The following is a 14,329-nucleotide window of genomic DNA, read 5'->3' as shown; positions in this document are numbered from 1 at the left end:
CCTGGTTGTCGAGCCCGGCGCGCGCGCGGTCGGCCGACAGCGCCGCGCTCGCGGTGCGCACGCGCAAGGCTTCGCGCGCGACGTCGAGCGCTTCGTGATGGGCGGCGAGGTCGGCATAGGCCGCCGCGATGCCGGTGGTCAGCATCAGCCGCGCCTGCGCCGCATCGACGCGCGCCGCCTCGGCTTCGGAGGTCGCCGCCGCCAGCGCGGCGCGGTTCCGGCCCCACAGGTCGAGGTCGAAGGACAAGGTCGCGGCGACGTGGCCGGTGTCCTGAATGCCGTCGGGGACGAACTGCGGCGGAATGCCCATCGTCCCGCTCTGCTTCACGCCGCCGGCGCTGCCTTCGGCGCCGAGGCGCGGCAGCAGCGCCGCCCCCGCCTGCCGCGCCAGCGCATCGGCGGCGCGCACCCGCGCCGCGGCGGCGGCAAGGTCGGGCGATCCGGCGAGCCCTTCGGCGATCAGCGTGTCGAGCTGCGCGTCGCCCCACGCGCGCCACCAGCCTTCGACCGGCCATTCGCCGTGCGCGTCGGCCAGACTGGCGCCCGACGCGAGCGAGTCGGCGGCGACGACCTGTGGCCGCGGCCCCAGGTCGGGCGCCGCGCAGCCGGCGAGCAGGCCGAAAAGGGCCGTTGTCGTAACAAGGAAACGGGGCATGGCGTCCAACGATACTAGCTGGTATCGTGCGTCCATAATGGGAGGAGTCGAATTGTCAATCGAAATGATACCAGCCAGTACGGGACCCGCCGACGACGCGAGCGAGAAGCGCCGCCAGGCGTTCGTCGATACTGCGCGCGAAGCCTTTTTCGCCCACGGCTATGCCGGCACGACCATGTCGTCGATCGCGAGCAAGGTGGGCGGGTCGAAGACGACGCTCTGGACCTATTTCCCGTCGAAGGAGGAATTGTTCGAAGCGGTGGTCGACGACATCGTCCGTCAATATGGCGAGATGCTGCACATCGACCTGCCGGTCGACGAGGATGTCGTCGCGGTGCTGCGCCGCTTCGCCAATATCCTGGTCCCGACGCTGATGACCGATCCGCTGCTGTCGCTCTATCAGCTCGTGGTCGGCGAGGCGAGGCGCTTCCCGCATCTGGCCGAGGCTTTCTATGAGCGCGGGCCGCGGCGCGGCAAGGCGCGGCTCGCGGTGTGGATCGGCGAGAAGATGGAGCGGGGCGAGCTCAGGCGCGGCGATCCGCTGCGCGCGGTCCAGCATTTCACGGGCCTGTGCCAGAGCGGCTCCTATCAGTTCGCGGTGCTCAACCTTCCCGAGGCGCGGCGCTGCGACCGGGCGCGGGTGGCGGCCGAGATCGAGGGCGCGCTCGACACCTTCTGTCGCGCCTGGGGGCCCGAAAGCATGGGCGTCGGCGCGCACGCCCTGTCCCAAAAGGCGACAGCCCCGTCGCGCGGCGATGCGAAGGCCTGAGGATTCCCGTGGTATCGAGGCGGCGTGGAACCGATTCGCGACGCCATCTATCATGAGCAACTGGCGCGCGTCGCGCGGCTGAAGGCCGACGCGAGCGGCGATCCCTTCCTCGCGCGGCGGCTCCGCGAAGCGGCGGTCCGGCACGAGCGCACGGCGCGCCGCCTGCGGCGCGAGGAGAGCGCGGCTTCCGACGGAGGGGGTTGAAGCTTTCCCCTAAAGCTCGATCAGGATGCGGATGGAGGCAGCATCGACCCCCGCCGCGCGCGCGATGCGCTGGCGCGCGGTGGCGATCTCGGCCTTCAGCATGTCCATGTCCTCGGCCGCGGCTCGGCGGCTGGCCGCCTGCGCCGATGCCCGCAGGCCGACCATGGCGGCATCGCCGACGATCTCCTGTTCGGAAACGCGCAGCGCGGTCGCGAGCGCGTGCAGGCTTTTCCGGCGCGGCACGGTGGTGCCCTTTTCCCACGCCCAGACGCTCGGCTTGCTGAGCCCGGCCGCCCTGGCAAGGCCCGCAAGGCTCATCCCGCGCGCCTCGCGCAGGCGGCGCAGGCGCATGCCCAGCGGCTCGGCGGCGTCGGCAGCCACAGCCTCGCCCCCGTCGGCCGGATCGACATCGGACGGCAGGGGATTGCGCAGGCGCGCGGCGCTCAGCACGGCGCGCGGCAGCGGCTGGCGGAAGCGGCAGCCGAACAGCCGCTCGCTCTGCCACACGACCGAGGCGACCACCTCGCCCGCCTCGGGCAGCACGATGGTGAAATCCTGGCCGAGCAGCAGGTTGGCAGCGGTTTCGATCAGCGCGCCGGTCACCGACAGATTGTGCACGGTCACGGCGGTCCCGCCCTGCCCTGTCGTACCGCCCTCGACCGTCAGGTTGAGCCGCAGGCGGTCCGCGCGCTGCCGGGCGGTGCCGGCGGACGGTTCCATCATCGTTCCGTGAATGACCATAGGCGCGCGATCTTCGCAGCGAGGCGTTGCCGAGGGGTTAACGGCCCGCCGGGAAACGCCCTCTCCGACATCCGCCGACGACCCGCGAACGGAGCGGGAGGCGGATGACGGGATGGCGGCGGGCGGGAAGACCGGGGGAACGGACGAGGACATGATGCCTTTCATTTCGGCCTGGTCGCCCAACCGCCAGAATCCGGCCGGATAGGCCGTGCCGAGCGAAACGCACACTCGTCAGCGAACGTTGCCGCGATCCGCCGCAAGCTTGGTGCGGTCCGGCGTGGATGCAGTTCGTGTCGACGCTCCGCAGAGCAGAAATCCGGTTAAGATTCGGATGCAGCCTGTTCCATAACAGGACGGCTTGCTTGCCCGGCGTCGCGACCGGTCCGGCGGTTAACCCTCAAGACCCTCGCGCTTCCCGGCTTTCCTCGATTTTCCGAGCATTTACACGCCGTTCGATTTGATCCCGCAGAAATTTTTGGGGTTCACATAAAAATTAACTCCCGTATTAAATTGGCCCTAACGGAGGGGGGGTGAGTCGGGTCGCGACTTCCCCGGGCATAGGGGATGCCCAGGACCGCAATTACGCGGACAAAAACCGTTCAGGTTTATTGGGGGAAGCGTTCATGCGCCTGCTGCTCATTGCGCTCGTTGCGACGGCATTCGCCGCGCCGGCTGCCGCAGCCGACATGCAGATCGACAATGCGCGCTCGATCGACATCGCGGTCAGCGGCTCGATCCGCGAACATTGCGCGATGGGCCAGATTCCGAACGTCGATTTCGGCAACCTCGAGCAGCGCGGGCTGAGCTTCCAGATGGACGTGCCCTTCGACTGCAACCTGCCCTTCACGATGACGATCAGCGGCACGGGCGGCGGCCTGGCGCACACGACGATGCCGAACGGCCAAGGCCCCTATGGCGGCAAGCTGCCCTATAATCTGAGCGTGCAGATGCCGGTTCGTTATCCGAACCGGTCGATGATCAGCCAGTCATTCACCAGCAGCCAGATTCAGGCGGGCGGCGTGATTTCCAGCAATGGCGGAATCGCCACCGACGGCATGACGCTGGCGGTCGAACTGGGCCGCCCGACAGGCGAAGCCGGGCTGTTGCTGGCGGGCGATTATGCGGAGGTGATCACGATCACCGTCACGCCGAGTTGAGATTCGCCCGCGGGGTGTCTCGCGGGCGGAATTAGGGCGATGGGCAGGCACCGTGTCCATCCGCCTCTCCGACCAGCCGGTGCGAAGGAACGGCCGCATCTCCGAGAACCGGGGACACGGCTGAAAAATGAGGGAAGAAGATTATGAAGAAGATTCTTTGCGGCACCGTCGCCGCCCTCGCGATCATCGGCATGGCTTCGCCTGCCGCTGCGCGCACGAATGAAAAGCATTATGCGGGAACCGGAGTTGTTAACGTCAACGTCGGCCCCATCAACCTCTCGGCGCCCGTCGACTACACGTTCACCAATCCGCAGCCGACCAACATCAACCCGATCCCCTTCTTGCCCCCCCTCATGGTCAACGTGGGTGAGGTCCTTGGTGAAACTGGTATCAATCTGGGAGTCGGCACCCGCTACACCGTCCAGGCGACGGGAAGCGACGACAGCGAAACAGCAACGCCGACCGTTGACGTGCAGTTCGCGATGTCGGGCACGGTGAGCAAGGACTGCTCCTTCTATTCGGGCAACAACTACACGACCAACGTCCGCGATATCGACCTCGGCGTCATCGGCGTGAAGACCGGCGACAACGAGAATGTCGGCCAGGCGTTCGAAATGACCGGCAACATCGACGTCGACATCCAGACGCTGACCGCGGGCTGCAACTTCAACAACCGCGTCACGATCGAGAAGGACAGTGTAAAGGGCCTCGTGAACACGGCTCCCGGTTCGTATGACACCGATGAATTCCGTGCCAACATCCCCTACACGGTGAGCGCAAGCTGGCAGGGTGTTCCGCGCGGCGGCCCTTCGGCTGGTTCGACGCAGAATCTGTCCGTCGGCGACAACAGCAAGAGCGGCTTCCTTCTGCAAGGCGCGTGGCGTTCGCAGATGGACATCAACATCACCGCCGCTGCGCTCAGCGACAAGGGCCTGGTCGCCGGTACCTATGAAGGCACGACCACGCTGACGCTGTCCGCTTCGTAAGTTCGATCGGCAAGCAAAAGGAAAGGGGGAAGAGCGATCTTTCCCCTTTCTTTATGAAATAATGGAATTATGCCCTGCTTTGGGGGGAATAAGATGATGTCGGCACTGACGATGCTGAAACGCCGTGCGCGCACCGTCCTGGCCGCGCTGGCCGCGATCCTGTTGCTTGCCGTCCCGGCGCTGGCGATGCGTGTCTCGCCGATGGTGCTGGAAATGGAATCGCGCGGCAGCGCAGCCGTCGCCCGCATGGAAGTGCAGAATATCAATACGGGCACGCTGGCGTTCCAGACGCGTGTCTATCGGATGAACTACGAACCGAACGGCGAAATCACCGAAACGCCGGCCGACGAGGATTTCCTGATCTTTCCGCCGCAGGGGGTGCTGCCGACGAGCGGCCGCCAGGTCATTCGCCTGCAATGGGTCGGCGATCCCGACATCGCCACCTCGCAGGCCTATTATGTCGCGGTCGAACAATTGCCCGTCGCCCTCGATCCGACGACCGAGGAGGGCATCGGCGCCAAATTGCAGGTGCTTTACAACATGCGCGCGCTCGTCGTCGTCGCGCCCCCTGGAGCGCAGCCCAATGTCGCTGCCACCGACGCGCACCAAGTCGATTATCAGTTGCCCCCCGCCCCCGGATCGACGGAGAAGGGACCGATGCAGGACGGTGTCGCGGTCACGCTGACCAACAGCGGCCGCCGCCATGCGATGATGTCGGACCTGACGTGGCAGATTGAGGGCACCGATCGCGAGGGCCAGTATCTGCGCGTCGACCTGTCGCCCGAGGAACTGAGTCGCATTGTCGGATCGGGCTATACCCCCGCGCAGGGCCAGCGCACCTTCAACCTGCCGGTTGCGGGATTCGGGCCGGGGCCGATCAAGGTCCTGTTCAAGAAGTGAGGCGCGCCCTCGCCCTTTGCTCGGTCGCGCTGCCTGCCTTGTGGGCGAGCGCGGCGGCGGCGCAGGTGTCGATTCCCCTGCCGACGCGGCCCGGCACGGCCGAGCGTACGCCGCCCGAAGGCACGTCGACACCGATTCCGCTGCCGGGCACACCGGTGCCGTTGCCAACCCCAGCACCTACCCCGACCGTACCGCAGGTGCCGATCGGGCCGCACGGGCGCCCCGATATCAACCCCTATGACCGCGACATCGACATGACGGTGCCGCTGACGTTCCAGAATCGCAGCCTGGGCGATATTCCGATGCGGCTGACCGCCGACGATCGCTTCATGCTCGACGTCGCGACCTTCATTCGGCTGATGCGTCCGGTCCTTAACGACGAAGCGCAGGCAGGCCTTGTCGGCCGTCTGCAGGGCATGGAGAGTTTCGGCCCCGACGACCTCGACCGGACGGGCGTCCAGTTGACCTATGACCCCGGTTCGCTGGCGGTCGTCGTCGTTCAGGTTTCGCCCGAGCAGCGCGCGATTCAGGATATCTTCGCGCCACCGCGCGATGACCTTAACGATACATCGCTGACACCGGAAGGTTTTTCGGCTTTTCTGAACCTGAACTTGATCCAGAGTTATGTCTGGGATCTCGATCAGGCGGATCGGCCGACGGTCAATTTCGACGGCGCCGTCCGCGTCGGCCCCGTCGTGTTCGAAGGCGACGCGCAGTTCGCCGAGCGCATGACCGACACCGGCGAGAAGTATCTGTTCCGCCGCAACTATGCCCGACTGGTCTACGATCAGCCCGAAGCCTATCGCCGTTGGTATCTGGGCGACCTCGATCCGGAGACGCGGGGGCAGCAAAGCTATGTGCGAATGGGCGGCGTCGGTGTCCTGCGGCAGCGGCGGCGGTTCAACGCCTTTCGCGCTGCCGTCCTGCAAGCCGACCGGCAATTGGTCATCCAGCGCGAATCGACGGTGCGCTTCATGCGCAATGGCACTCTCTATCGCGAGGTGCGCCTGCAGCCCGGTCGCTATGATTTCAGCTCGCTGCCGCTGGTCGCAGGCAGTAACGACGTCCAGATTCAGGTCACCGACAACAGCGGCGCGGTGCAGAACCTGTCCTATCAGCAATATCTGGACCCGATCGACCTCGATCCCGGCGATTTCGAATATGGCGCCTTTTTCGGTCCGACGAGCCGATCGTTCGGCGGCGCGCCCGATTATCGCGGCCCGCTCGCCTTCACCGGCTTTTTCCGCAAGGCGTTCTTCAACCATCCGGCACTGGGCGTCGGCGGCCAGGCCAGCGAGGATGTCCAGGCACTGTCGGGTCAGATGCAGTTCGTGCTCGGCAACGGCGGCCGCATCCTCCTCGACGCGGCGGGAAGCCATGCGAAAGTAGCGGGCGAGGGCTTTGCCGGCGGCTTCAGCTACGAACATTATTTCGATCGCGGCGGGACGTCCGATTATTTCTCGCTTCGCGCGGATTATCAGTCGCCGCATTTCGCGACGCTGGGCAACCCCAATGCCGTCAACGCCAGCGCCTTCACCCTGACTGGTCAATATACCCGCCAGTTCGACCTTCGTCTGGTCGGCACCGCGAACGCCTCCTACACCAAGTCGCGCTTCGGCCTTGGCGACAGCTATCGCATCGGGGCGGACATCCAATATAATATTGACCGCCGCTGGTCGGTACGCTCGGGCGTCGATTATACGAAATATCCGTCCGATTTCGCTGGTCGCGGCAGCGGCGTCAGCTTCAACATCAGCCTGGTGTTCCAGCCGAGCTTCCGGCGCCGTGCCGAAGCGCGCTATGAAACGCGCGCCAACACGGCCGAACTCTCCTATAATCAAAGCGGCCTCAATCAGCTCAACAGCGTCGGCTTCGGCGGCGTGGTGATGCGCCAGGACGGCAATGCCCGCCTGCTCGGCTACGGCAGCTATTCGGGCAACCGCTTCGATGCCGCGCTCAGCCACGCCAGCTTCGGCCCCAGCCTGTCCGACATCACAGCGTTGAACGTGACGACGGCGCGGATCGGGACGACATTGGCTTATGCCGGCGGCATGTTCGGCGTCGGCCGCCGCGTCAACGACAGCTTCATGCTGCTCGAACCGCACGAAAATCTGGGCAAGCGCCGCGTAGTGGTGGGCCAGTCGCTGTCGAAGAATGATTATATCGGCCGCAGCGGTCCGCTGGGCGCGGCGATGAACAATTTCCTCGGTTCATATAGCATGCAATCAGTGCAATATGACGTCGAGGACGCGCCGGCCGGTTATGACACGGGACCGGGCATCGTGCGCGTCAAGCCGCCCTACAAGAGCGGCTATACGCTGCGCGTCGGGACCGATGCCTTCGTCAGCGTCATGGGCACGCTGATCACCGCGCCGGACAAGCCCGTGTCGCTGATCGGCGGGCGCGTCACGCTGCTTGATGTCAAGGACGGCGAGAATCCGAAGCCCGTGCCCTTCTTCACCAATTCGGTCGGCCGTTTCGCCATTTCGAACATGCTGCCCGGCCGGCGCTATCTGGTCGAAACCTATGGCCCCAACGGCACGATCGACAAGGCATTTGAATTCACCGTCCCGGCCGATACCGACGGCCTCGTGAACCTCGGCACCGTTCGGCCGGGCTCGAACAGATAGGAGGCCATGATGCTTCGCTCCTCCCTTTTCATCGCCGCGGCGCTATTCGCCGCGCCTGCATCGGCGCAAACCACGCCGGCCGCAACGGCGCGATCGCCCGAATGCCTGGTCCGCATCACCGCGACCCCGGCGAGTTGGCTCATCCAGGGCTTCGACCCGTTCGACAACCGGAGTCCCGAGGGCAGTTTCAACGTGACCTTCCTCAACGAAGGCGGATCCGAATGCCGCATCACGCCGGTTTTCGAGCTGCCGCAGCCGCCCTTCGGCCTCAAGAAAAACGGTGGGACCGCCGTGCGCTATGCCCTCCTCAACCTTTCCGATTCGCGCGACGTGACTCCCTACGCGGCCCGTTCGTTGAGAAAATTTTCCGATCCGGAACTGGTACTGGCTCCGAACCAATCGAAAATGCTGACCTATAAACTGGTCGTCGATCCCAGTCAGGTACGCGAGGCGGGGATGTTCACGCAGGACGTGACGATCGACGCGCAGGATCGCAACTTCGTATCCTTTGGTTCGACGAACCTAGCGCTGGGAATCCAAGTTCTGCCTTCCGCACGGATGGGCCTTTCGGGGGCTTATTCAATGAACAAGGGCCAGGCCATCGTCGACCTCGGCGAGTTGCGCACAGGGATCGCGCCCGTGGTCCTCGGACTATATGTGAACAGCACCGGTTCCTACGACCTACAGGTCCGCTCCAACAATTTGGGTAAGCTGCGTCTCGGCTCCACCGAATGGACCGTTCCCTACGCCATCTCCATCGGTGACGACGCGATCAACCTGTCCGGAGTCAGCAGTTTGTCGAAGCCGGCTGGCGCCGCTCCCCTTCTCGATCCGCTCGACATCCAGTTCGTGATCGGTGACGTGAGCGATCGGCGCGCCGGCACCTACAGCGATGTGATATCGATCTCCGTCACCGCGCGCTGAGCTCTCTCTACCACTCGCCGTGCGATGCCATCGCGCCGCGCAGGCGCGGCGGCGCTTAACCGATTCTTAGATTTGCGCCGCTAACACCACCCTACGCTTCGGCCAGTTCGGCGGAAAGGGTGGCGAATGACACGGAAACTTTCGATGGGCCTCGCAGGCCTCATATTCGTTGCGGCGCCGACGACCGCGCTCGCCGCCTCCTATGGCTTCAACCTCTTCGCGCGGGTGGCGGTCCAATGCACCGTCAACCATCAGCCCACCGGGTTCGGCGCGATCCAGGGCGACGCCGTATCGCTTGGCATGTTCCGCGAATATTGCAACGCGCCGGGCGGCTATGAGCTCGTCGTCACCTATGCGCCCGGGACGCTGGTCGGCACCCGCCTGATCGCCGGCAACGACGAGATCCTGCTCAACGGTTCGGGACAGGCCGTGCTCAGCCGCGCGCAGGGCCCGCGCGTCCAGGAACGGCCGATCGCCGCGGTGCCGGGCGGCAACGGGTTCGATTCGGATCATCTGGACCTCCAGATCATTCCGAGCTGAGCCTCGACCGCCGCCGGCACGGCCACGCTCCGCTCGAGGGGAATGGCAACTACGATCCGCTCCAAGCCTCCGGAATCCATCCGTCCAGGCAAAATCGATGGCGGAGCAGCCGACCACTGTCGCCAATATCTTATGACTAATGTAGCTGAAACGCTCCGCTTGGTGGTGCTCACCCGCTCTGTCCGCGAATATGAAAACCGCGATGAAGAAGATTTTTTCCGGTCGACCTGGTATTGCCCTATGGCGCTACCTACGATTTTAGCAGTAACTGTCAACTCCGGCCGCGCGCAATCGAAGAGTGGAACAAAGCAAAAGTTAGGATTCCGAATTTGGAATGGTCGGAATGCCGCCCGCTCCGAACAGCAAAAAAGGGGAGCTATATATCTAACTAGCCAAAATAATTTGACACCTGCAGGAGTTTATGGCTAGTAGGGCTCATGACCGACAAGCCCGAAACCGTCAGCCTCTATCAGTTCTTTCAGCGCTTCCCTGATGAGGCCGCCGCTCGCCTCTATTTCGAGCGCAACCGCTGGGCCGATGAAATCTCCTGCCCGCATTGCGGCAGCCTCTCGGTCGCCGAGGTCAAGAACCACAAGCCGATGCCCTACCGCTGCCGAGACTGCCGCCAGCATTTCAGCGTCCGCACCGGAACCGTTCTCGCCGAAAGCCGCCTGCCGCTGCACAAGTGGCTCATGGGGATCTACATGATGACCACGGCGCGCAAGGGGATCCCTTCGACCCAGATGGCGCGCGAGCTTGGCATTACCCAGAAGTCGGCATGGTTCCTCGCGCAGCGCATCCGCGAAACTTGGCTCGCCAAGCCGGGCGACGACATGGGCGATCACGTCCAAGTCGATGAAACCTTCATCGGTGGCAAAGAGAAGAACAAGCACGCCTCTAAGCGCCTTCATATGGGCCGTGGCGGCGTCGGAAAGACCGCTGTTGTCGGTATCCGCGACGATAATGCGCAGGTGCGCGCTACTCCGGTCGCCGATACCACCAGCAAGACGCTGACGAGCTACGTGGAGGCTAACGTGCCGCAGGGCGCTAGCGTCGTGACCGACGAGTTTTCGGCTTATCGCGGCCTGACCAAGAAGGGCTATATCCATCACACCGTCAATCACTCGGCGGGCGGATATGTCCGTCACTACTGCATCCATACCAACGGGATCGAAAGCTTCTGGGCGCTGTTGAAGCGCGGCCACTACGGCATCTACCACTACATGAGCCAGAAGCATCTGCATCGCTACGTCAACGAATTTTCGTTCCGCCAGAATACGCGCGAAGCTGGCACCATGGGGTTCATCGACCAGACCATTAGCCGCATGATCGGCAAGCGCCTCACCTACAAAGGACTGATTCATGCCTAAAGATAAAGACACCATCGAACCGATCGACGCCGACTTTGACGCCGTAGCAAAGGCAATGGTCGCGTCTGAACGCGGCACCGAGGAAGATGGGCCGGGCAAGGGCAACCGCGAGGTTGCTGACGCCGATCTTCCGGCGGCAAAATGGCGCGGCATAATCGATCTCGGAGGAAACGAACTCGACTGTTACGTCCTTGAGGATGGGACGCGCGTTTTGTCGTCCGGCTCGACAACGAAGGCGATAGCCGATGTCGAGCGCGGGAGCCTGCAGGACTATGTAGGGCAGAAAGCACTTAAGCCCTACATTAACGTGGAAAAAATCCTGCAGGAAACCATCCGATTCCGCATACCGGGAACACAGTGGCCCGGCCTTGGCATCACGACCGAGCATTTTGAACTGATTTGCAGGGGTTATGTCCAAGCGCTCTATGAGGGCGCGCCGCTCACTGACCGCCAGCGGGAAATGGCCATTCGGTGCGCCGTCCTGACTGCTGGCTTGACGCGGATCGGGCTTGATGCGCTGGTCGATGAGGCGACTGGCTACCAGTATGAGAGAGCCGACGATGCCCTGCAGGTGAAGTTGCGCGCCTTCATCGCGGACGAGCTTCGCGATTGGGAGAAAACCTTTCCCGACGAGCTTTGGGAAGAATTTGGCCGCCTCACGAATTGGAAGGGCTCGCTTCACTCTCGTCCTAAGTGGTGGGGCAAATTGGTCATCGAACTGATCTACGACACCCTAGACCCCGACGTTGCGGCTTACCTCAAGGCAAACAAGCCAAAGCAGGGCGAGCACTGGCACCGGCAGCTGACCGAGAACCTTGGCGTGCGGCAACTCGTGTCACGTTGCTACGAGGTCATCGGCATGGCCAAGACCTGCCACGACATGCGGGAACTGCGGGACAAGGTCGCCGAGCACTACGGGAACCAGACAGTCCAATTCACGCTGTCGCTTCCAAGGCCAAAGCGAGACTAAAGAGGCGGGGCCTTAGCCCCGCCTGCTACTTGGCTAGCTAGATATATAGGCCCCCAAAAAAGCCCACTAAGCTCTTAGCCTAGTGGGCTTTCTATGGTTGCGGGAGTGTGCAGCCATCTTGATTTGCTGATCTCGGCACGGTGCTAGAGTCCTTGGATCCGTAGCGGCAGTCATTTCCCTCCTCACGAGCGCGGCCTCTAAAGGAGGCTGTCGAGGGCAGCAATTTCACAAGCGCAGCACACGAACACTATCGACCCAAACGGGTCGCGACGCAGACATCTAGGTCATGAAGTGTCCTCATCCGGCCCACAGGTTCCCCATCGGTCGGAAGAGGTGTGCTCAACGCATCCGCGATGAATTTCTCTGCATTAGAGATATGACTATGATCATGTCCTGACACGGCCTCGCCATTCAACGGCCCCGCGTTATGCAAGATAACACGATGAAGATTGTGAACCAGATCAGCAACACGTGTTTTTGAACCAACATCTTGAGGCAAGTAAGTTCCAGGCTGCCAATACTTGTTCTTCACTCCAAAAAGATGTGTCTGCAAACGTTCTTCCCAATAAACGAGCCGAAGTGCAGCTAGGGCCGACATCTCGGCTGGAAGCAGTCCACGATACCAGACCTGACTCATGGTCATGCCTGCAAATCGACCGGTAGGTTCTTTCAGTTCAGCCCAGAATTCGGGATTCTGCTTTTCGAGAGCCTGAGGCAAATCCTGCATGAAACGATCCCGACGGCGTCGAGAAAAAAGCCCGCGATTCCCACCGAATCCGACAAAATCAGCAAAGGCAGCTCGATTGTTTTCTGGAAGACTTTCTCTAATCGTCGCTACATCGTCGTGCTTCGACAATTTGCCTTCCGGCTTGCCCTGGCGAATTTCCTGATTGGTCCGGTATTTAGGAAAATTAAGCTTTGCGATCGTAAAGATCGGCCTCACCACGGCAAACACGGTGTCCGCCTTCATATTTTGCGCCCACCCCGCAATCAGCCCAGCTAGCGGGCGAGTTTTAGACAGGCGTGCCGCTGCGACAGTCGCTTGAACATCATGGGCAGCCCAGACCAGCGCCATCCTGCTGATCAGGCGTACTGCCCGAACACGGGTGAGATGTCTCGAAGCCTCCTTCCGCGCCTGATAATCTAGGGCCGTCCCATGCATGCCTCGTACGACAGCATTAAAAAAAACAGGGTCAGTCCGGCTGGTTTTCCACAGATCCTGGCAGAATTCGTCAAAAATCCTGCCTCCAGGCCTATTGTCATTTTTGCTGCGCCATCCCTCCAAGAAAATATCCCGCAGCGTCGAATCATTTGTCCGATCCAGCAACTTTTCGCAGAGCTCGACCAATGCCTCTTTGGAATTGGGAACCAACCCGGTCGGCAACGGCAACCAGCAAGCGTCAAGAACAGCGGGGAGACAATCGTCCCAAGGGCCGAAAGAATAAAGCTCGGCCTGCAGTTGTTCAGTGGTTTTGTTCAGACCCCGGATATCGTTGAAAAGCTTGCCGAGGAGAGCCAAAGCTTCCTCAACGCTCTGGGATTTTGCTGCGACCACTTGGGAGGTCAGCCATCTGAAACGCCATGACAGCGTGCGCGCTAAATTTTTGTTCGTTGTTGGTTTGTTTGTCATCACGTCTCAACCCTGAATTGCGGAACTCTAAGCGGCAATCTTCCTTAGGTTCTCGTTAAGTTGAGCTAGGCGGCGGCTTCGCTCCGATTTCTGCCAGGGCGTCATCTATGAGTTCGGCCAGGAGACCAGCCACGAACTTGAGTTCTTCATGGAGCCGGTTCGCTTCGCGAAGCGCGCCGACGCCGCTCCTGCCCGCGGCCTGCTCCGCCTCGCAAAGAGAGAGCACATCCGCCAAGGCGTTTTCCTTGATCTGGAACTGCTCATAGAGAGCATCGATATCCATGGTCATGCCTCCCACTCCGCTGGCTCGGTGGGTTCATGCCAATGGGCGGGATTGCCGCCGCGTTCATAAATCCAGTCGAAGGCTTCGCCTTTCGTCAAGCCCTTGGGCAACGGCTCGTCGAGGAGATCGCAAAGCTTGGCGATGAGCGCGATCTGGTCGCCGCTGGCATCGTGCTTGCGCCAACCTTCCTCCGCGCCGGTCGGTCCAGCTTCGATGAACGAAGTCACCGCGGCGTCATATGCTCTCTTGTTATGAAGGCGCCAATGATAGTTGCCCCATTCGCGGCACCAGTCGAGCCGACCAGACTTGCTGATCGCAGCAGAAACCAGTTCGACGAAGGGGATAGCGCCCCGTTCAAGCCGGGCTTCGCATAACCACTGAAGCGCCCGGTCCCCGCTCGCCAGCAGGCCCAGAAGGGCCAGATCATCTGCGCCGGCAAAGCCGAGCTGAACCAGAACGGATCCCAACTTGTATTTCTCTGCATCCGCACTTCCCTCCCCACCGCGTCGCTTGGGCCGCGCCCGAGCCTGCCTTCGGAGTTCAGACAAACTCTGTTCGGCCAAGATGGTT

The 14,329-nt window shown here is 62.4% G+C and carries 16 protein-coding genes; 11 read left to right on the top strand and 5 right to left on the bottom strand.

The genetic code is table 11. The features are described 5' to 3' along the window. Nucleotides 1-655, bottom strand: a 655-nt coding sequence (locus tag SGR02S_RS07420) for a TolC family protein (protein WP_169799656.1), incomplete at its 3' end; no start/stop codon positions are given. Between the two features lie 52 nt (nucleotides 656-707). Here SGR02S_RS07420 and SGR02S_RS07415 point away from each other — a divergent pair. Beyond that, a complete protein-coding gene (locus SGR02S_RS07415) occupies nucleotides 708-1,424 on the top strand; it encodes a TetR/AcrR family transcriptional regulator (protein WP_082797017.1) in 717 nt (238 codons plus the stop codon). A 24-nt stretch (nucleotides 1,425-1,448) separates the two neighbouring features. Continuing rightward, a complete protein-coding gene (locus tag SGR02S_RS07410; protein ID WP_067107410.1) occupies nucleotides 1,449-1,628 on the top strand; it encodes a hypothetical protein in 180 nt (59 codons plus the stop codon). Between the two features lie 9 nt (nucleotides 1,629-1,637). Here SGR02S_RS07410 and SGR02S_RS07405 read toward each other — a convergent pair whose 3' ends face one another. Next, complete coding sequence (locus tag SGR02S_RS07405) at nucleotides 1,638-2,348, bottom strand: helix-turn-helix domain-containing protein (RefSeq protein ID WP_169799655.1); 711 nt, start codon at nucleotides 2,346-2,348, stop codon at nucleotides 1,638-1,640. 644 nt (nucleotides 2,349-2,992) lie between these two features. On the opposite strand from SGR02S_RS07405, the gene SGR02S_RS07400 reads away from it, so the two are divergent. The 9 genes from SGR02S_RS07400 to SGR02S_RS07365 all read left to right on the top strand — a co-directional run bounded on the left by SGR02S_RS07400 (nucleotide 2,993) and on the right by SGR02S_RS07365 (nucleotide 11,846). Beyond that, nucleotides 2,993-3,526, top strand: a complete 534-nt coding sequence (locus SGR02S_RS07400; protein WP_067107406.1) for a hypothetical protein — start codon at nucleotides 2,993-2,995, stop codon at nucleotides 3,524-3,526. 143 nt (nucleotides 3,527-3,669) lie between these two features. Next, nucleotides 3,670-4,512 (top strand): hypothetical protein, encoded by an 843-nt coding sequence (locus tag SGR02S_RS07395; RefSeq protein WP_067107404.1) that lies wholly within the window; start codon nucleotides 3,670-3,672, stop codon nucleotides 4,510-4,512. Between the two features lie 96 nt (nucleotides 4,513-4,608). Then, the gene (locus SGR02S_RS07390; RefSeq protein ID WP_067107419.1) at nucleotides 4,609-5,412 is read left to right on the top strand and encodes a fimbrial biogenesis chaperone; all 804 of its coding nucleotides are present in this window, start codon (nucleotides 4,609-4,611) and stop codon (nucleotides 5,410-5,412) included. After that, nucleotides 5,409-8,042 carry a fimbria/pilus outer membrane usher protein gene (locus SGR02S_RS07385; RefSeq protein WP_255211412.1) on the top strand — a complete coding sequence of 878 codons (2,634 nt, stop codon included), beginning with the start codon at nucleotides 5,409-5,411 and terminating at the stop codon, nucleotides 8,040-8,042. The genes SGR02S_RS07390 and SGR02S_RS07385 overlap by 4 nt, the downstream gene beginning before the upstream one ends. A 6-nt stretch (nucleotides 8,043-8,048) precedes the next feature. Continuing rightward, nucleotides 8,049-8,966, top strand: coding sequence for a hypothetical protein (locus SGR02S_RS20535; protein ID WP_067107403.1), 918 nt, complete (start codon nucleotides 8,049-8,051; stop codon nucleotides 8,964-8,966). A 126-nt stretch (nucleotides 8,967-9,092) separates the two neighbouring features. Continuing rightward, nucleotides 9,093-9,506 (top strand): hypothetical protein, encoded by a 414-nt coding sequence (locus SGR02S_RS07375; RefSeq protein WP_067107402.1) that lies wholly within the window; start codon nucleotides 9,093-9,095, stop codon nucleotides 9,504-9,506. Nucleotides 9,507-9,548: 42 nt separating this feature from the next. Next, a complete protein-coding gene (locus SGR02S_RS20015) occupies nucleotides 9,549-9,935 on the top strand; it encodes a hypothetical protein (RefSeq protein WP_156483004.1) in 387 nt (128 codons plus the stop codon). An 8-nt stretch (nucleotides 9,936-9,943) separates the two neighbouring features. Then, nucleotides 9,944-10,876, top strand: coding sequence for an IS1595 family transposase (locus SGR02S_RS07370; RefSeq protein WP_082797013.1), 933 nt, complete (start codon nucleotides 9,944-9,946; stop codon nucleotides 10,874-10,876). Further along, a complete protein-coding gene (locus SGR02S_RS07365; RefSeq protein ID WP_218000118.1) occupies nucleotides 10,869-11,846 on the top strand; it encodes a P63C domain-containing protein in 978 nt (325 codons plus the stop codon). Before SGR02S_RS07370 ends, SGR02S_RS07365 begins: the two co-directional genes overlap by 8 nt. A gap of 247 nt (nucleotides 11,847-12,093) precedes the next feature. Here SGR02S_RS07365 and SGR02S_RS20010 read toward each other — a convergent pair whose 3' ends face one another. From SGR02S_RS20010 to SGR02S_RS07355, 3 genes are read right to left on the bottom strand one after another with little or no spacing between them, the layout of a single operon-like run. Then, on the bottom strand, nucleotides 12,094-13,479 hold the full coding sequence (locus SGR02S_RS20010) for a hypothetical protein (protein WP_156483003.1): 1,386 nt from the start codon (nucleotides 13,477-13,479) through the stop codon (nucleotides 12,094-12,096). A 52-nt stretch (nucleotides 13,480-13,531) separates the two neighbouring features. Further along, nucleotides 13,532-13,765, bottom strand: a complete 234-nt coding sequence (locus tag SGR02S_RS07360) for a hypothetical protein (RefSeq protein WP_067107401.1) — start codon at nucleotides 13,763-13,765, stop codon at nucleotides 13,532-13,534. Then, nucleotides 13,762-14,226, bottom strand: coding sequence for a hypothetical protein (locus tag SGR02S_RS07355; RefSeq protein WP_067107399.1), 465 nt, complete (start codon nucleotides 14,224-14,226; stop codon nucleotides 13,762-13,764). The genes SGR02S_RS07360 and SGR02S_RS07355 overlap by 4 nt, the downstream gene beginning before the upstream one ends. Between the last annotated feature and the right edge of the window lie 103 nt (nucleotides 14,227-14,329).

Source organism: Sphingopyxis granuli NBRC 100800, assembly GCF_001591045.1.
In the GTDB taxonomy this organism is placed as follows: Bacteria; Pseudomonadota; Alphaproteobacteria; order Sphingomonadales; family Sphingomonadaceae; genus Sphingopyxis; species Sphingopyxis granuli.
Note: the sequence above shows the minus strand (reverse complement) of the source record. Positions and strands in the feature narration are given on the sequence as shown.

Bases quoted from the DNA above. Each gene is read 5' to 3' on its own strand.
- SGR02S_RS07405 (WP_169799655.1), bottom strand. From the start codon at position 2,348: ATGGAACCGTCCGCCGGCACCGCCCGGCAGCGCGCGGACCGCCTGCGG.
- SGR02S_RS07400 (WP_067107406.1), top strand. From the start codon at position 2,993: ATGCGCCTGCTGCTCATTGCGCTCGTTGCGACGGCATTCGCCGCGCCG.
- SGR02S_RS07395 (WP_067107404.1), top strand. From the start codon at position 3,670: ATGAAGAAGATTCTTTGCGGCACCGTCGCCGCCCTCGCGATCATCGGC.
- SGR02S_RS07390 (WP_067107419.1), top strand. From the start codon at position 4,609: ATGTCGGCACTGACGATGCTGAAACGCCGTGCGCGCACCGTCCTGGCC.
- SGR02S_RS20535 (WP_067107403.1), top strand. From the start codon at position 8,049: ATGATGCTTCGCTCCTCCCTTTTCATCGCCGCGGCGCTATTCGCCGCG.
- SGR02S_RS07375 (WP_067107402.1), top strand. From the start codon at position 9,093: ATGACACGGAAACTTTCGATGGGCCTCGCAGGCCTCATATTCGTTGCG.
- SGR02S_RS20015 (WP_156483004.1), top strand. From the start codon at position 9,549: ATGGCAACTACGATCCGCTCCAAGCCTCCGGAATCCATCCGTCCAGGC.
- SGR02S_RS07370 (WP_082797013.1), top strand. From the start codon at position 9,944: ATGACCGACAAGCCCGAAACCGTCAGCCTCTATCAGTTCTTTCAGCGC.
- SGR02S_RS07365 (WP_218000118.1), top strand. From the start codon at position 10,869: ATGCCTAAAGATAAAGACACCATCGAACCGATCGACGCCGACTTTGAC.
- SGR02S_RS07360 (WP_067107401.1), bottom strand. From the start codon at position 13,765: ATGACCATGGATATCGATGCTCTCTATGAGCAGTTCCAGATCAAGGAA.